The sequence below is a fragment of the Vagococcus sp. genome, from assembly GCF_036639995.1.
In the GTDB taxonomy this organism is placed as follows: Bacteria; Bacillota; Bacilli; order Lactobacillales; family Vagococcaceae; genus Vagococcus.
Window position 1 is genome coordinate 15,211 of the sequence record NZ_JAVWHO010000028.1, and the last position, 17,014, is coordinate 32,224.

Annotated in this window: 18 protein-coding genes; 13 read left to right on the forward strand and 5 right to left on the reverse strand. The window is 31.7% G+C overall.

Going from position 1 to position 17,014, the window contains the following annotated elements; all coding sequences use genetic code 11:
* Window positions 1-112: 112 nt before the first annotated feature.
* Together RR554_RS08015 and RR554_RS08020 are read left to right on the forward strand one after the other, a co-directional pair.
* Window positions 113-2,062 (forward strand): cation:proton antiporter, encoded by a 1,950-nt coding sequence (locus tag RR554_RS08015; RefSeq protein WP_332467772.1) that lies wholly within the window; start codon window positions 113-115, stop codon window positions 2,060-2,062.
* 22 nt (window positions 2,063-2,084) lie between these two features.
* On the forward strand, window positions 2,085-2,627 hold the full coding sequence (locus RR554_RS08020; protein ID WP_332467773.1) for a hypothetical protein: 543 nt from the start codon (window positions 2,085-2,087) through the stop codon (window positions 2,625-2,627).
* A gap of 184 nt (window positions 2,628-2,811) precedes the next feature.
* Here RR554_RS08020 and RR554_RS08025 read toward each other — a convergent pair whose 3' ends face one another.
* Window positions 2,812-3,552, reverse strand: coding sequence for an ABC transporter permease (locus RR554_RS08025; RefSeq protein WP_332463708.1), 741 nt, complete (start codon window positions 3,550-3,552; stop codon window positions 2,812-2,814).
* The gene (locus RR554_RS08030) at window positions 3,539-4,267 is read right to left on the reverse strand and encodes an ATP-binding cassette domain-containing protein (protein WP_332463709.1); all 729 of its coding nucleotides are present in this window, start codon (window positions 4,265-4,267) and stop codon (window positions 3,539-3,541) included. The genes RR554_RS08025 and RR554_RS08030 overlap by 14 nt, the downstream gene beginning before the upstream one ends.
* A 58-nt stretch (window positions 4,268-4,325) precedes the next feature.
* Here RR554_RS08030 and RR554_RS08035 point away from each other — a divergent pair, with 58 nt between their 5' ends.
* The 7 genes from RR554_RS08035 (at window position 4,326) to RR554_RS08065 (ending at window position 9,612) form a co-directional block, all read left to right on the forward strand.
* The gene (locus RR554_RS08035; RefSeq protein ID WP_332467774.1) at window positions 4,326-5,105 is read left to right on the forward strand and encodes a polysaccharide deacetylase family protein; all 780 of its coding nucleotides are present in this window, start codon (window positions 4,326-4,328) and stop codon (window positions 5,103-5,105) included.
* Window positions 5,106-5,116: 11 nt separating this feature from the next.
* Entirely contained in the window at window positions 5,117-6,082 is a 966-nt protein-coding gene (locus RR554_RS08040; protein ID WP_332463711.1) for an ABC transporter substrate-binding protein, read from the forward strand.
* A gap of 109 nt (window positions 6,083-6,191) precedes the next feature.
* On the forward strand, window positions 6,192-6,938 hold the full coding sequence (locus RR554_RS08045) for an LPXTG cell wall anchor domain-containing protein (protein ID WP_332463712.1): 747 nt from the start codon (window positions 6,192-6,194) through the stop codon (window positions 6,936-6,938).
* A gap of 150 nt (window positions 6,939-7,088) precedes the next feature.
* Window positions 7,089-7,523, forward strand: coding sequence for a LytTR family DNA-binding domain-containing protein (locus RR554_RS08050; RefSeq protein ID WP_332467775.1), 435 nt, complete (start codon window positions 7,089-7,091; stop codon window positions 7,521-7,523).
* On the forward strand, window positions 7,520-7,972 hold the full coding sequence (locus RR554_RS08055; protein ID WP_332467776.1) for a DUF3021 domain-containing protein: 453 nt from the start codon (window positions 7,520-7,522) through the stop codon (window positions 7,970-7,972). Before RR554_RS08050 ends, RR554_RS08055 begins: the two co-directional genes overlap by 4 nt.
* A gap of 5 nt (window positions 7,973-7,977) precedes the next feature.
* On the forward strand, window positions 7,978-8,874 hold the full coding sequence (locus tag RR554_RS08060; RefSeq protein ID WP_332467777.1) for an ABC transporter ATP-binding protein: 897 nt from the start codon (window positions 7,978-7,980) through the stop codon (window positions 8,872-8,874).
* Complete coding sequence (locus RR554_RS08065; protein ID WP_332467778.1) at window positions 8,875-9,612, forward strand: ABC transporter permease; 738 nt, start codon at window positions 8,875-8,877, stop codon at window positions 9,610-9,612. It abuts the gene before it with no gap.
* A gap of 263 nt (window positions 9,613-9,875) precedes the next feature.
* On the opposite strand, the gene RR554_RS08070 is transcribed toward RR554_RS08065, so the two are convergent.
* Window positions 9,876-9,983, reverse strand: a complete 108-nt coding sequence (locus RR554_RS08070; protein ID WP_332463717.1) for a putative metal homeostasis protein — start codon at window positions 9,981-9,983, stop codon at window positions 9,876-9,878.
* Between the two features lie 128 nt (window positions 9,984-10,111).
* Between RR554_RS08070 and rpsN the strand changes: the two genes are divergently transcribed.
* Entirely contained in the window at window positions 10,112-10,381 is a 270-nt protein-coding gene (rpsN, locus tag RR554_RS08075; RefSeq protein WP_332463718.1) for a 30S ribosomal protein S14, read from the forward strand.
* Between the two features lie 1,128 nt (window positions 10,382-11,509).
* On the opposite strand, the gene RR554_RS08080 is transcribed toward rpsN, so the two are convergent.
* Window positions 11,510-12,166 carry a Crp/Fnr family transcriptional regulator gene (locus tag RR554_RS08080; protein ID WP_332463719.1) on the reverse strand — a complete coding sequence of 219 codons (657 nt, stop codon included), beginning with the start codon at window positions 12,164-12,166 and terminating at the stop codon, window positions 11,510-11,512.
* A gap of 205 nt (window positions 12,167-12,371) precedes the next feature.
* Between RR554_RS08080 and RR554_RS08085 the strand changes: the two genes are divergently transcribed.
* On the forward strand, window positions 12,372-13,574 hold the full coding sequence (locus tag RR554_RS08085) for an MFS transporter (RefSeq protein ID WP_332463720.1): 1,203 nt from the start codon (window positions 12,372-12,374) through the stop codon (window positions 13,572-13,574).
* A gap of 1 nt (window position 13,575) precedes the next feature.
* Complete coding sequence (locus RR554_RS08090) at window positions 13,576-13,755, forward strand: hypothetical protein (RefSeq protein ID WP_332463721.1); 180 nt, start codon at window positions 13,576-13,578, stop codon at window positions 13,753-13,755.
* 55 nt (window positions 13,756-13,810) lie between these two features.
* Here RR554_RS08090 and RR554_RS08095 read toward each other — a convergent pair whose 3' ends face one another.
* On the reverse strand, window positions 13,811-16,564 hold the full coding sequence (locus RR554_RS08095) for a polysaccharide deacetylase family protein (protein WP_332467779.1): 2,754 nt from the start codon (window positions 16,562-16,564) through the stop codon (window positions 13,811-13,813).
* A gap of 108 nt (window positions 16,565-16,672) precedes the next feature.
* On the opposite strand from RR554_RS08095, the gene RR554_RS08100 reads away from it, so the two are divergent.
* A partial coding sequence (locus RR554_RS08100; protein WP_332467780.1) for a nucleotide pyrophosphohydrolase occupies window positions 16,673-17,014 on the forward strand: 342 nt, incomplete at its 3' end.

Sequence of the window (17,014 nt, forward strand, 5' to 3'; positions counted from 1 at the left end):
AACTAAACCAGTCACCCTTGCTTTTATTGTTTAAAAAATAAGAATAGTGGTATAATTTGACTCTATTAAGTGACAACTTGATAGAAAAAATTTGTGTAAGTGAGGTGCTTAAATGGCAATTTTTGAAATGGTGTTAGTGATGCTTTCAGCAATTTTATTATCTAACATCTTAAACAGGTTTATACCAACCATTGCTACGCCATTAATTCAAGTAGCGTTAGGAATGATTTTGGCAATTGGGATGCCTTTTAATTTTTTTGAGTTGAGTTCAGAATTTTTTATGCTCCTTTTTTTAGCTCCTCTTCTTTTTAATGATGGGGTTAACGTAGATAAAAAAGCATTGTGGCAAGAACGTAAAGCTATAACCGTTTTATCCATTGTTTTAGTTTTTGTTACAGTGGGACTCTTAGGTAGTGTGATTCATTCATTGATTCCGTCTATGCCTTGGGCGGGTAGTTTTGCTTTAGCGGCAGCTCTTGCGCCGACTGATGCAGTAGCGGTATCGGCATTAGCTGAAAAAGTAAAAATTCCACATAAAATGATGCATACATTGGAAGGTGAATCTTTAATTAATGATGCGTCTGGTTTAGTTTCTTTCCAATTTGCAGTAGCAGCTCTATTAACTGGAACCTTTTCAATATTTAAAGCAAGTATCAGTTTTGTTTTAATTTCCTTAGGTGGACTTTTAGTGGGGATTATTTTAAGCTTAATTGCTATGCAACTTGTTAGATGGTTGCGAAAACTTGGGATTGAGAATACTATATCCTTTATTTTACTCGAGTTACTGCTTCCTTTTGGTATTTTTTTAGTAGCAGAACATTTAGGGGTGAATGGTATATTAGCTGTTGTGAGTGCTGGACTTGTTTACTCTAATAGTTACAAACGAGTTAATCCAGAGGTGGCCCAACTTCATCTACTTTCTAAAAATACATGGTCAGTTTTTACTTTTAGTTTAAATGGTTTAGTGTTTATTCTACTTGGCTTGCAGTTGCCAAGTGTGATTCATGTGATTTGGGAGAGTAATCAAATTAATAATGGTCGTTTAATTATGTATATCTTACTAATTACAGGTATTCTTTTAGGTATACGTTTCTTGTGTTTTTGGCTTTTCAAAAACTTTGAAAAAGACACAGAGCAAACTAAAAATAATCAATTAAAACAATCGGCTCTCTACACTATTTCAGGTGTTAGAGGAACCATAACATTAGTCAGTGCCCTTAGTTTACCAGTTATTATCAATGGTAATCAGACGTTTGTTGAGCGAGAAATATTAATTTGCTTGGCAGGCGGTGTTATTATTACGACATTGCTATTGGCTAATTTTACGATGCCCTTATTTGCTGAAAAGAAAGAAAAAGAAACAGCTAAAATTAATCACGAGCAAGAATTACTGATTTTGCGTCACGTTGTAGAGGAATTAAATAAACAAATAACAAGTGAAAATCAGCGTTCTATTCTACGAGTAATTCATATGTATAATGAAAGAATTATGCAATTAAGTGAAGATAATTCATTAGAAGACAAAAATAAAAAGTTACGGGAATTAATATTAAAATGGCAATTGCTAGATACATTGAAGCAGCTTAAAGAGGGAAATGTTAATTTGCAAGTTGCTTTTCGTCACATGCGAAAACTGAACAAATTGTTGTACCGCTTAACTAGAGATGGTAGTTACCGCAATAACATGTTTTACGGTAAAATTATTCGCCAAAAATTAAAGTTTGTTAACTTTGTTCCAGTAAGCTATCCAGAAAGACGGAAGCAAAGAAGCTATCTTAGAAAAAGTAATTTAGATTATGTTATTAAAAAACTAAATGAGTTAGATACAACAGAATACCCACAAGAGATGATTACCTCATATATTACAAGGTTCTCTCAACGAACAAAAGATGAGAAACAATCAGAAACAAGTCGAGTAGATGAATGGTTATCTTATGCAATTCAGATTGAAAGAGATGATATTCAACAAGCTTTTGAGTTAGGTAATTTAAGTAGAAATGATGTAAAACTTTACCGTGAAAACTTACTCGCGATTGAAAATACGGTTCAGTTTGTGGATTAACTAAATGGAGTAGGTGAAAAGGATGAAAAAGTTAGGTGTATCCATTTTGAGTGGACTGCTTATAATAACACTAGCAGCATGTAAAAAAGAGCAATCTAAAGAAATATCTAGTGAAACTGAAATTAGTACGAAGCATGTAGATGTAACAGAAGATACGTCTGAAGCTAAAAGATTAATTGAAGAGATGGTTCAACAAGCAAAAGAAGATGAGAAACAACGGTTGGCCGAAAAACAACAACGAATTGATAGTCAAGAACCATTGATTCAAATCACAGGGGAAGTTATAGATACACTGACAAAACCAGACAGCGGTTTAGATATTTACCAGATAACGGTGATGGTCAAACATATCGAAAATGATCCAAACGATTTATTTAAAAATGGAGAAAATAAAGAATACAGCTTTTTTGTTTCTCCAAGTGAATTTAAAGAGACAGCATTTAAAAAAATTAAAAAAGGAACGACTATCAAAATAGAAACGTTCCAAGATGCTTATTTAACAGAAAATCCACCACAAGAAATTAGTGAGGAAGATGTGGTAGGGTTTGAAGTAATGAAAGAATAACGATTTATTTCTTTCAAAAAAAGAAAATAAATCTATCGAAAAAAATTCACATTTACAAGCTATTATATAAGCATACCAACAAAACAACCCTAACAAAACAAATTTTTTCATTTTATTTACTCCTCCAAAGTAAATAAACAACTCCTTTTTTGCTTCCAGTTAAATGACTGGGAGCTTTTTTTATCTAGTTGATTTCATGAGGCATTAATTTTTTCTCAAGCTCATCTAATAATGTAAAAATTAAAAAGCCTAAAACGGCAATAGCAAGAACCCCTACAAATAATTCATCATAATCCATCTTAGTCCAAGCACTCATAATTAAGTAACCTAATCCATATTGTGTAGCATAATTTTCAGCGAAAAAAAGAGAAGCTAAAGAAATAGCAACGCTCACTCTTAAACTGCTAAACAAAGTAGGAACTAGAGCAGGCAGCGTGACAAAACGTAATTCCTCCATGTAAGAGCTACTATAATCTTCCATGACGTGATAATAATTTGCTGGAATTTGATTAACACCGTCGCGAATAGAAATCAAAAGTTGTAGTGAAATAATCGAAAAAATAAGTAAGATTTTAGAGATATTACCTAAACCAAAAAATATCATTAAGATAGGTAAAAAAGCAACTTTTGGTAATGGATATAAGAAATAAATTAATGGTGAGAGCCACTGATTCAGTCTTTTTGAGCGTGCTAGTAAAATACCTAATGGAATACTAAAAAGGCTTGCTAAAAGTAGTGAGATAAAGATTCGAAGAAAACTAGCACCTGTATGGAAAAAGAGCACCTGCTTGATTTCCCATGCTTTTATAAGAGAACCTTTTGGATTTGGAATGGAGGGATTATTTGAAATCAAAAATAGCAGATACCAAACCACGATAAAAGATAGCATTCCTAGGATAAATTGAGTTAATTTATTTAGTTTCATGAGTCGCCTCGCTTAGTTTTGATTTGAGATGTTGGCAGTAGTGAAAGTAATCAGTGTCTAAGGAAGAGTTTTCTTGGTTAAAATAGGGATTATCTATAATTTCGACACCATCATATGAGAAAACAATAATTGTTTCTCCTAAAAAAACAGCTTCCTCCACATCATGAGTAACAATAACCATTCCCTGTTTGTATTTCTGTTGCTTATCAATTATTAATGATTGCAGTTGTTTTTTTGACGAAAAATCTAAGGATGAAGTAGGTTCGTCTAATAGTAAAAAATGAGGTGAAGTCATCATACCTCGTGCCAACGCAATACGCTGTTTTTGCCCACCACTTAATTCGTGAGGGTATTTATTTTTTAACTCAGTAAGTTTAAACTCTTTTAATGCGTGAGTTACTAACTCTTTTCTTTCATTTTTTGAGATTTTTTTAATTTTTAAAGGCATCATCAAAGCTTCTTCACATGTTTGCCAAGGGAAAAGATGGAGTTCTTGAAAGACAGTAATGATATCTTCTTTATTTAAGCCATCATAAGTAAGCTTGCCTGTGGAAGCTGTTAACTTTTTTTTACAAAGATTTAAAAATGTACTTTTTCCAATACCGGAAGGACCGATAATACTATAAGAAGTTCCTTCAATAAGAGAAAGTGTTAAATCGGTAATAATTTCTTTTTTATCATACTCAAAAGAAACGTGATCAAAAATAATTGGCATTAATTGGCCTCCTTTTTATAAAGTAACACGCATTGATTGTACACTTTTATGTTATACTATGAAAGAGAAATATCGTAAAGAGAAGGCTGTGATAAGTATGTTTAAAACGTTAGTATTTCATGAGATTCGACCAGAAAAAGAGCTTGAGCTAGGAATGAGACCAGTCATTGTTGCAAATGGTTACCAGGATCAGCTACCTATGCCATTATTTAATTCAGTTCCCTTTTTTGAGCAAGAAATGGTGTATTTAAAAGAAAATGGGTATCATTTTTTAACCTTAGACGAATTGAAGTCTTTTTTTTATGAGAAAAAGCAATTACCTGACAAATCAATCTTAATCACCTTTGACGATTGTTTTCAATCGATGAAAAAACATGCGTACCCTATTTTAAAAAAAATGAATATACCCGCTGTTTGTTTTGCACCAACGGGGTGGCTGTTTGAAACAGAAAGTGATTACTCACCGAATGAATCAAAGGCTCTTAGTTTTCAGGAATTAGAGAATATGAGAGATGTTTTTACTTATGCGAATCATACGCATGATTTTCATGTGAGACGAGGTATAGAAGCCTCTAAATTAATGTGGGAAACAACAGAAAATGTCTTGAAAGACTTAGCTAAGTGCAGTCAATGGGTAGAAGAAACAGATGTTTTTGCTTATCCATTTGGTTTATACGACGAAAAAAATGTAGCATTATTAAAAGAACACGATTTTAAACTAGCTTTCACAACTAAACAAGGAACAACAACTATCAATACTCATCCTTTAGAGATTGAGCGATATGTTATTCCGTTTACGATGAACATGGAAGAATTTGAACAAGTCATAACAAAATAGGAGAGAGTTTAATGAAAAAAATAGTTGCAGCAATGGGATTGTTATTATTAGGTAGTGTCCTTTTAGGTGCCTGTGGAAATGAAAAAAAAGAAGAAACGAAAGAATCAGAAAAAGTTGTTAATAAAGTGAGTGATAAAACATTAAATATCGGTGTTTTACCAGCAGAATCAGCGTTACCAATCATCTTAGCTAAAGAAGAAGGCTTCTTTAAAAAGCAGGGATTAGATGTGGCAATTAAAACATTTTCATCTCCAAACGATCGAAATGTAGCTATCCAAGCAAAAGAAATTGATGGTACAATTAGCGATGTTATGACAGAGGCGACTTTCAAAAAAAATGGCGTAAATATGACAATTACTTCAGGCATTTTAGAAGATTTTAAAATTTTAACGTCTCCTCAATCAAAGATTAAGGATATTAAAGGCTTAGACAAGAAAAAAGTAACATTGGTACCAAACTTTATTTTAGAGTATATAATGGATGAATTTGCTACACGAAATAATTTTACTTATGAAATAGTTGATATACCATCATTTTCAGCACGATCAGAAAGTTTAATGTCAGGTAAAGTTGATGGTGCTGTTTATACAGAACCTCAAGCAAGTATGTTGGCTGAAAAAGGAGCAAACATAGTGGGAAGTTCAAAAGAAGCAGGTATAAAGGGTGGAACTATTCAATTTATGGATAATGTGTTAAAAAATCGTCCAGATGATATTACAGCCTTTTATAATGCGTACAATGAAGCGATTGAGTTCATGAATTCTCATGATGCAAAAGATTACGCAAGCACATTGAGTAAGTATCAATTCCCAGCTGAGATGGCAGATTATATCAACAAACGCGAAGGAGATTACCCTCATGCAAGTCCTGTTTTAGAAAATGATTTTAACAGCATTGTTAAATGGGCAGTTAAAAAAGGTCAAATTAACGAGGAATATGCGTATAAAGATCTAACTAATTTTTCATTTATTAAATAAATAAACTTTAAACCGTACACATTGTACGGTTTTTTTATTGATAATATATACTCTAAGTTAGAACCGTGTTACAATTAAATTGCAAAACACTAAGAAGGGAGCCATGGAAATGAAAAAAGCATTTTTTTGTTTGATGACAAGTTTGTTATTTGTGATGGTTGTACCTAATGTATTAGCTGAAGAGTCTAAATCTGGTGAAAATACTATACCAACCACAGAAACACAAGATTCAAGTTCAACTAGTACAACACAAGAAAGTAGTGACTCATCTGAAGAAAAAGAGAGTTCTCTTGCTAACATAGACAGTGTTAGGATGGCTAAAATTCGAATGGTTCAAATATATCTAGCCAATGGTTATATTACACAAGAAAAGCATGATGAGGTAATTGCACAACTAAAAAATGCAACAACAGAACAAGAGCTAAATGATATTATGAATGTCTTAATGGGCTCTGTAGACAAATTAACAGAATTTACCAGTTCATTTAGTGAAAAATACTATAACGTGGAAGCGGGTATTGCTTCTGCAATAAGTAAGGGAATGATTACAGAGGCACAGGGCCAAAGTCTTTACGATAAATTAGCTGTTGCAACGACTATAGATGAATTACAAGCTATTTTTGATGAATTAACTAAAATGATTAATGAGACAACAGGAACTAGTTCAACTAGTAGTAGCACTTCAACTGGTGATAGCAGTTCAATAAAAAGCTCCAGTAAGGAACTTGTAACAACGAATCAATCTAAAAAAGGTATTTTGCCACAAACAGGTGAAGTGAACAAGGATCTTTATATGATTTTTGGCCTACTTTTAACAGCTTCTTCATTTGGTATATTTGTATGGAAGAAACTATAAAAAATAATAATTAGAGACAATAAACTGATGAGTCATTTAGACTCGTCAGTTTTTTTTTACCACTTGTCCTAAAATAACTACCACATATCAAAAAAATAAGACAGCGTAATTGAAAAAGGTTAAACTTAAAATAAGTTAGGAGTTGATAATATGAAGGTTACCTTTGAATTAAATAAAAATTATGATGAAACACTTGTTCAAATATATGCTAATTCAATGACGGATGAAATCAAAGCCATTATTCAAATTTGTTCTGAAGATACGCCAAGCCAATTATTTGGTGTAAAAGAAGAGCAATTAATTCCCATTCAAAAAGAAGAAGTTATTCGTTTTTTTTCAGAAGATAAGAAAACTTATTGCGAGTTAGAAGATGGTATTGTGCAAGTAAGAGAAGCCTTGTATAAATTAGAAGAGCGATTTATGGAGATGATTCGCATTTCAAATAGTGAAATCATTAACCCTGATTTTATAAAAAATTTAGAGTTATCTTTAGCTGGAACAATTAAAGTAAATTTTAAAACGGGTAATTATAGTTATACGTCAAGAAGATACATGAAAGAGTTTAAAAGGAGGTTAGGACTGTGAGAAAAGTTATTGGACATATATTATTTGGTATTCCTTCTGGTACCTTTATTGGTTTATTAATATCTGTCATTATTTCATGGCAAACAGGCTATGGTATTTATTATCCAGGACCTCCAGCATTTATGGATTCTTTTGCTAATCAAATAGATGCTTTAATAGCGGCTATTATATTATGGTGCGTTGTGGGAGCTTTGTTTTCAGTATCAAGTCTGATATTTGAGAAGCTAGAATGGTCTATTTTAAAACAAACCGTATCTCATTTTATTGTGACTTATTTGGGTCTTATGGCTTTGAATATTCTTTTAAATTGGTTTGACTACACCATAGAAAATGTCATTCAGTTTACGATTACTTTTGTTGTTATCTACGCTATCGTGTGGTCAGTTTCAATGTATCGGGTCAAGAGAAGTCTCGATAAAATCAATAGACAATTAAACAAGAAAGGGTGAAAAAAATGACACCGGTAATTGAATTAAAAAAAGTAAGTAAACAATTTAAAGAAACAGTAGTATTAAAAAACATCTCTTTGTCTATGTATGAAGGAGAGTGTATCGTGCTGTTAGGAAAAAATGGGGCAGGAAAAAGTACGATAATAAATTTGATTTTAGATTTATTTTACCCAACATCTGGTGAAGTCAAATTAAGTTATCAGAAAAAAGACATCGGATTTCTTTCTCAAAAATCTCGCTTTCCAGATGATGTGACTATTCAGGAAATGCTGGATTTTGTGGCAAGTTTTTCAAATAGGCCATTAACTAATGAAGAAATTAATCATGTACTACAATTTGATTCTAAAAAGTATAAACAGTTAATAGATACCTGCTCGGGTGGAGAACAGCGATTGTTTGATATGTGTTTAGCTATATTAAATCGCCCTAAATTGTTAATAGTAGACGAACCAACAACGGGAATGGACACCTCAACCAGAAATCATTTTTGGCAAATCATTCAAGAGTTAAAAAATAGTGGAACGACTATTTTATTTACCACTCACTATGTAGAGGAAGTTGATTATTGCGCAGATCGTGTTATCTTGCTGGATAATGGAATAATTCAAGCAGATGAGACACCGTACCATTTAAGGACACTAAACAAGAAAAAAAGAATCACAATTGAAAAGAGTAGTTACCTTCAATTGGAAGGAAAAATAAAGTCTTTGTTAAAAGAAAAAACTATTCAATTTGAAAATAAGCAGGATGTTGTAGTATTAGAATTTCAAAACGAGCAGACAAGTGTTGTATTAAAGGAATTACTTCAAATAGGTTTACCTTTTGATAATGTTGAAATAACTAATAACTCTTTATTAGAAATGATTTTTAACAATCAATTTGATGAAAAGGAGGAAGAATAAATGATTGCATTAATGAAGATAGAGGCGAAACGAATGAGTCGAGATAAGACGACGATTATTATGAGTATAGGTTTACCCATCTTTTTTTACTTAATTTTTTCTTCTTTAATTCAAGTACCAAAAGCATATGAACAAACCTTTTATACAGAATATTTAATGTCAATGACTGCATTTAGTTTATGTAGTTTTGCTCTATTTACTTTTCCATTTGATATTATTCAAGATAAAAAAAACGGCTGGCGTATGAGATTAGCTCATGTAGACTTAAGTGCAACTGAGATTTATGCTGTAAAGATGGTCAAAATGATTAGCATGTACATTGTTGCAGTGACATCTGTTTTTCTTGTTGGAAAAATAGCTAAAGGAGTCAATTTAACATTAAATCAGTGGTTAGTTTCTGGAGGTGTTCTAATACTTGGGGGGATTTTATTTCTAGGTATTGGTGTGACACTTAGTTTGTTTAAACATGAAAAAACAGCATCTGTTTGTGCTAATATTATGTATTTAGGGATGGCGTCAGTTGGTGGCTTATGGATTCCCACTTCAGAATTTCCAGAGTGGTTACAGCCATTCTCAAAAGCCATGCCAACTTATCAGTTTAGAGAATTAGCGGTAGGTTATATTAATAAGGGAGTCATTCCAATAAAGGCAGTGGTTATTTTAGCAGCATATAGTTTCGGTTTTATTATATTTGCAGCTATCATTAATAAGAAACAAAAGATTGATATTAGAAGTTAATTTGCTTTTTGACTTATCCTAGTAATAAGAAAGCGTTTTATGTTAAAAAGATTACTAAATATTACGTTGTATATTGATTTTGTAATCTTTATGTAATATAATGAAGGGGTAGTAGGAATATCAACTCTCTAAATTGATAGCTTTTGATAAGTGAGAAATTCTATATCAAAAGAGTAATATGAACTCCCTATTAATCCCCGTACATAAAAAAGAACTGACTCTTATGCATCAAAGTCAGTTCCTTTTTATGTGCGAGGATGGGATTATTTCATCTTTTTAGCTGATTTGATAATTTTTAGTGCTCTTTTTTTTGTCTTAATGTTAGGGCTTTTGAGTCTGCGATATGCACTTGATACATCCTGTTTCTCCATAGAACATTCCTCCTAGTTGTGAATAAGTAAGATATCTTGTTTTAACGATAAAAATAAGATAGAATATAAAGCGTAACGATTACGATTTATGGTAAGTACTATTAAATCAAATTTTTGGAGGAAAAGCAATGGCTAAAAAGGCAAAAATAGAAAAAATGAAAAAACAACAAAAATTAATTGAACAATTTCAAGAGGAACGGGAACAACTGATCAAGGAAAAAGATTATAGAGGTTTGAGAAAACTTCCTGTTGATTCCAATCCCAATCGGTTAAAACATCGAGATATGATAGATGGTCGTCCAAGAGGGTTTATGAGAAAATTTGGCATGTCTCGAGTTAACTTCAGAGAACAAGCACTTTTGGGAAATATTCCTGGTGTAAAAAAAGCAAGTTGGTAAAAAATATAGCTACTATTTATTTTAGTTAGCATTTTCTGTTACTATAACGAGTTGTATGACTATCTAGTTCTTTTTTTGTCTTTTAAAAAGACATAATGGTTTATTTTTTGCATTTAAGAATCTGTATACTTGTAGAAGTAAGGGATAGACATGTTGCTTCTGCGTAAGTATTAGGGGGAGCAGAGTAAGATGAAGAGGGAACACTTTTGATTAAATAATTTATTTTTACTTTGGGGAAAGTGGAGAATGAAATAAATTAAACTTAATAAAAGTTAAGTAGAAAAACATTACCTTGATGGGAGGTAGTGTTTTTTTATTTTATTTGTGTTGGTTATTTTTTTATGTTTTTGTCCATAAAAAAGACAAAAATATAAAAAAAGTATTCTTAAAAAACGGTATAGTAATAGGTGTAAGGGAATACAATTATTTCTACTAAGGGGAATGTAGAGATAGAGATATAACAGGGGATACTTTTAATGTAGTGATAGTTTAGTCATTTTGGGGAAAATGGGGGAAGCTAAGATATCCTATAAAAAGTTAAATGAATCAGAAACGTTACTTGAAAAAGTAATGTTTCTTTTTTTTATAGTTACTAAAACTGAGATAAATGTCTTTTAAAAAGACATTTATTGCTGATTTTGAGTTATTTAATCCGTTATACTAATAGGTGTAAGGGATGCACATTTTGTTTTAGCTTTGGGGAAGGGGATAAACAAAATGGCATAAAACTTTCAGTATAATCAATTTCTTAATAGTTGGTAAAGTTGGGGGAATTAACAAATTAGAGATACTAGAAAGTTTATAAACGAAAGGAAAGCACTATTCTCAAAAAGGAGGATAGTGCTTTTGCTTGTTTAATAATGTATCCTAAAAGTAAAATCAAATGTCTTTTTAAAAGACAAATATTGCCAATTTTGAGTTATTTAATCCATTATACTAATAAGTGTAAGGGATGCACATTTTGTTTTAGCTTTGGGGAAGGGGATAAACAAAATGGCATAAAACTTTCAGTATAATCAATTTCTTAATAGTTGGTAAAGTTGGGGGAATTAACAAATTAGAGATACTAGAAAGTTTATAAACGAAAGGAAAGCACTATTCTCAAAAGGAGAATAGTGCTTTTGCTTGTTAAAAAATAATATTTTCTTTAATTAGTTCTAAATCTTTAATGAGCATTTTTCGCTGATGAATCTCAATGGCACCTGCATCTTTTAATTGCTGAATCATTCGATTAACACTACTAGCAGAAGTAATACCACAAAAATGAGCGATTTCTTCATTGGTAACAACAAAATCAATTAAAATACCATTTTTTACAGGAACACCAAAAATATCGTAAAGTTCATAGATTTGTGTGCAAACTGCTCCAAATTTTCCATTCATCAACATTTGTTGCATTTTTTTCATAGAATGAAGAAGCATAACTCGGTAATAGTCTTTCACATAAGTTTGAAGTTCGCGATTTTGGTTGATGTCTTTCCAAAATTGAACTCGGTCAAGTTGATAAAGTTCAGCTGTTTCAGATTCAATTCTGATATTAAAAGGAGCATCGATAAATTGGGAATATTCATCTTTTAAAAGCGACACAATTTCAAGACCTTTAATATATCGTAAGTTAAATTCCCGACCATCTCTTGAAATCACGCTTGTTTTGATAATGCCGTCCTTTAAAACATAAGCATATCTATCTTGAAGTCCTTCATAAGTAAGGTAAGATTTCTTTTTTTTAGTGACAATTGGAAAGGCGTGATTATTCAAATAATCTTGTAAGACGTGATTCTCCATAAATGATGTGCTCCTTTAATTTAATTTGCTAAAATCTGTTCTTATTTAATAGTATACGACATTTTGAATCAACAACAAATGTTAATGTTTTTTGTTGAAAATAATTGCTAGTAACAATTTTTTATCACAAATCCGCATTTTTTTTTACCCGATTTTCGTTATATTGTTTTCAGAAAATAAAATGAAAAGAAAGTAGGAGTGTTAGATGGAGACGCATCCGGAAGAAAAATTATTTAATAAGGGATTTATTAGTATCACACTTATCAATTTTGTTGTGTATTTAGTTTATTACTTATTAATGGTAATCATAGCAGTGATAGCACAAGACAATTTACATGCAACGTTGGGACAGGCTGGTCTTGCCTCTGGAATTTATATTATTGGTACGTTGCTCGCTCGCTTGTTTATGGGGAAAACTTTAGAGTTAATCGGCAGGAAAAAAGTATTAAGGTATGGAGCAATTTTTTATTTAATCACAACAATTGCGTATCTTTTTATTCCTAATATTGGCATTCTATATGTCGTTCGTTTACTCAATGGATTTGGTTATGGAACAGTATCAACGGCAACTAATGCTATTGTGACAGCATATATACCAAAATCAAGACACGGTGAAGGGATTAATTATTACGGATTAAGTACAAGTTTGGCGGCAGCAATTGGTCCATTTGTAGGGTTAGTATTATTAGATAAGACAGATTTTAAATTTATTATCATTTTTTCTATTGTTTTAATTTTACTAACAACAATTGCTTGTTTAGTCTTTCCAGTGAAAAATATAGAGATAACTAAAGAACATAGAGCTTTACTTTCTTCATGGAAACTAGATAGTTTTATTGAGAAAAAAGTGCTATTTATTAGTTCTGTTGCTTTTCTAATGGGTGTTTCTTACTCAAGCGTTCTATCGTTTTTAGCTTCATATGCAGAAGAATTAAATTTAGTAACGTACCGTTCTTTTTTCTTTGTTGTGTATGCACTGATTATCACTTTTACTAGACCTTTAACAGGTCGAATTTTTGATGAATACGGTGAGAATTCTGTTATGTATCCTAGTTATTTCTTCTTAACAGCAGGCCTAATTGTTTTAAGTTTATCTACAAATGGTTGGGTATTCTTATTATCAGGTGCATTGATTGGGCTTGGTTATGGAACATTTATGTCAAACGGACAAGCGGTTTGTTTGAAAACAAGTGATAGTCACCGAATCGGTATTTCTTTATCAACTTATTTTATTGGATTAGATTTAGGTTTAGGTGTGGGACCATATGTATTAGGTGAGTTGAGAAACTTTTTAACTTTTCAACAAGTGTATCTTATTGCAGCGGCATTACCTGTAATTTGTGCCATATTATATGGCTTATTTTATAAAAAAACAGTGAAATACTATCAAGTAAAAGAGGCAAAATAACATGACAACAGATGAAAAAATATTAAATTGTTTAGAGAGTACACTAAAAAAAATGGAAGAACTTAGTAATAAGCTTGGTAAAATAGAGTTAAATACAAAAGAAATGGATCAAAAGCAGTCAGTAATGGAGCAACAAGTTGTTAGATTGTTACAAGTGAATGAAAATAATAATGTGATGTAAATTAAGATAATCAATGATAAAAAGGAAGTCCAGGCGATTTGGACTTCCTTTTTGATTAGTATTTAACGCTTCGATGTTGGCTAAAGTAGCCATTAAGAGGTCTGTCTTGCATTTCAAATAATTCATCAACTGTTACAAATTGATAGCCTTGTCGTCTTAAATTATCTATCATCGTTGAAACAGAGTTAATTGTTGGTTGATGAATATCATGCATTAAAATAATCGCACCATTGTGGATGTTATTACTAACTACATTATTAATCATGTAGGGATTTCTTGATTCCCAATCGCGTGTATCGATGCTCCACATAATCGCAGGTTTGGCGACTGTATTTGAAACGTAGCGGTTAACAGCACCATAAGGAGGTCGATATGTTTTTGGTAATTTTCCAGTAGCATAATAAATCGCCTTATCAGTTCGTCTCATTTCGCTTTGTATCTGACTAGCAGAAAGGCTGGTCAGTTGTGGATGAGAATAGCTGTGACTACCAACTTGGTGCCCAGCATCACTGACACGTTTTGCGATATTGGGATTAGCATTGACGCCATTTCCAACCATAAAAAAGGATGCTTTAACATTTTTATTTCTTAAAATAGTCAACAATTGTGGTGTTGTGTTTGGGTTAGGTCCATCATCAAATGTTAGTGCTACATATTTTTTACCACTATTTAATTTTGGAATGGCACCCTTTATTTGATTAGCAGGAAGCAGACGATAATTAACAGCAGGGGCAATTTCCTTTGGTGTTAATGTTACATTGTCCATTCCAACGCCCTTGCCACTTAAAGAGACCACAAAATGATTGTCTCGGTATTTGATTTGATTTCGACTAATCGTTGGCATACTTAAGACAGTATCAATGATATTGCTTGGTCGTTTAGCTGAATCAAGTATTTTTTGTTGCACAACTTGATGGACAGCAAGTAAACTTTCTTGGTTTGGAATTAATTTATTCATATCGTAGTTTTGAGCTGCATTGACGTTAATGTAACCAATCCAAGTGTTTCCATTGTAGATAGTATAATAACTTGAACCATTAAAATGTTGATAAATACCTCGTGCCATTAGTGTTTTACCACTTATTTTAAAAGATGTGTTTTGTTGTTTCCAACTGAAATCACGCCAAATCGGATAGTTATTGGATGAAAAAGTCACGTTTTTCCAGTAAGAGTGATATATTCCTTGGCGACCATCAGCAAGAGTTACGCCATTTTTATTAACGTAGCCAAGCCATTGATCTTTGTTGTTATAAAGAGAATAGTAAGAATCACCGTTATAGTGATGATAAATACCTTTAGCGTAAAGAGTTTGGTTTTTGTAATTTTTAGTTGTACTTTTTTTCTTCCAATTAAAATTTTGCCAAATGGAGTAGTTGCTTGTTGTGACAGAAACATATTTTTTGAAATGTTGATAGCTTCCTTCAGGGCCTTTAGTAGTTGTGGTGGCTTTTTGGTTGATGTATCCTAACCATTTGCCTTTACTATCATAGACACTTAAGTATTTATTACCATTAAAATGATAATAGATACCACGAGCTTTAAAGGTTTTTCCTAAGTATTCCGAGCTGTGAGCGCGTTTGCTCCAATTAAAGCTATTCCAAAAATCATAGTTCTTACTTTTTATGGTAATAAATTTGTTATAAGAATAGTAGTTACCTTGAGTCCCTGTTGCAATGTCAGCACCTGTCTCATTAATATAACCAAGCCAGTTATCGTTGTTGTCATAAAGAGAAAGGTAACGACTGCCATTAAAGTGATAGTATATTCCTTTAGCGTAAAGCGTTTTATTGGCATATTTACTTGCTTTACCATTTGATTTCCAAGAAAAATTTCCCCAGATATCGTAGTTTTTTTTCGTTAAATTCACATATTTTCCGTAAGCATGGTAATTACCTTGTTTTCCATCTGCTACTTTTGTATGGTTTTCCTCAATGTATCCAATCCATTTGTTGTCTTTATTAAAAATAGAAAGATAGGTAGTTCCGTTTGAGTGAAAGTAGCGGCCTTTAGCGTAAAAAGTTTGATTTATTAACGTATCAGTTGTATTTTTTTTATCGAAATTAAAATTTTGATAGGTTGTTTTCCCAGGTTGAGTTATGTTGATATATTGAAGAAAATATTGATACTCACCTTGAGGCGCCACTGTTTCTGTTACTAATTCCTTATTTACAAAACCAATAAATTCTTTTTTAATATTAAATAAAGAAAGAAATGTTTTTTCATTCATAGTTACTTCTTCTTGAACCGAATATGTTTTATTTAGGATGTCTTTTTCATCAATTGTTTCATTAAGAGTAGTATCTTTATAAACGAGGTATGCTTTTTTTTGACTAGACGTTGAAAAAGTGACAAAGTTTTTTGATTCTACTCGGTCGATGTTAGAAACATCAATAATACCTTGTTGATTATCTGATGTAGTAAAGGCATAAAACTCTTGCTCATTGGAAGTAAATAATTCTGTTAATTTAACTAATTTATTCTCAATTAGTGAAGTATCTTTTTCATGTAATCCATTTTTAGCATCCTCTATTGAATCATAAAAATGACTTTGATTATTAGTAATGACGCCGTATTTTTCAGGTTGAAAAGAGTGACTACTTTTAATAGTTAGTGATGGAGTGATGATTTCTTTATCTGATGTATCAGTTGTTGTCATAATTTCTTGTTGATCATTGCTGCTTGAATGCGTTCTGACAATTGTTGAAGTACTTTCTTCCACAGGTTCTGCAGAAGATTCTGCCAAAGTTATCGTGTTTAGTCCGCCTAATAATCCACTGACAATTAACATGGCAACTAATTTCTTTTTCATATGATGTGGCCCCCTTTTTTTGTTTGTATACACTTTCATTATACCAAAACTAAACTGTTTAAATGGGAGAAAAGTGATATAATGTTTTTTTGAAAGAAGGGAATTAACATGGCAGTAGAAAATAGTATGTCTAAAATAAATAGATTTAGAGAAGAAAGAGAGTGGCGACAATTTCATAATGAAAAAGATTTAGCACTTTCAATTTCTCTTGAGGCAAGTGAACTATTAGAAATATACCAATGGAAAAGCGCAAAAGAAGGAAATCAAGACCGAGAGCATTTAAAAGAAGAATTGGCAGATATATTGATTTATTCTTTTATGATGGCTGATAACCTAGGGTTTGATATTGATGATATTATTGCAGAGAAGTTAGTGAAAAATGCTGAAAAGTATCCGGTAGAAAAATGTTTAAAAAAGAATGAAGAACGAAAAAAAAGTAAGAAACAAGCT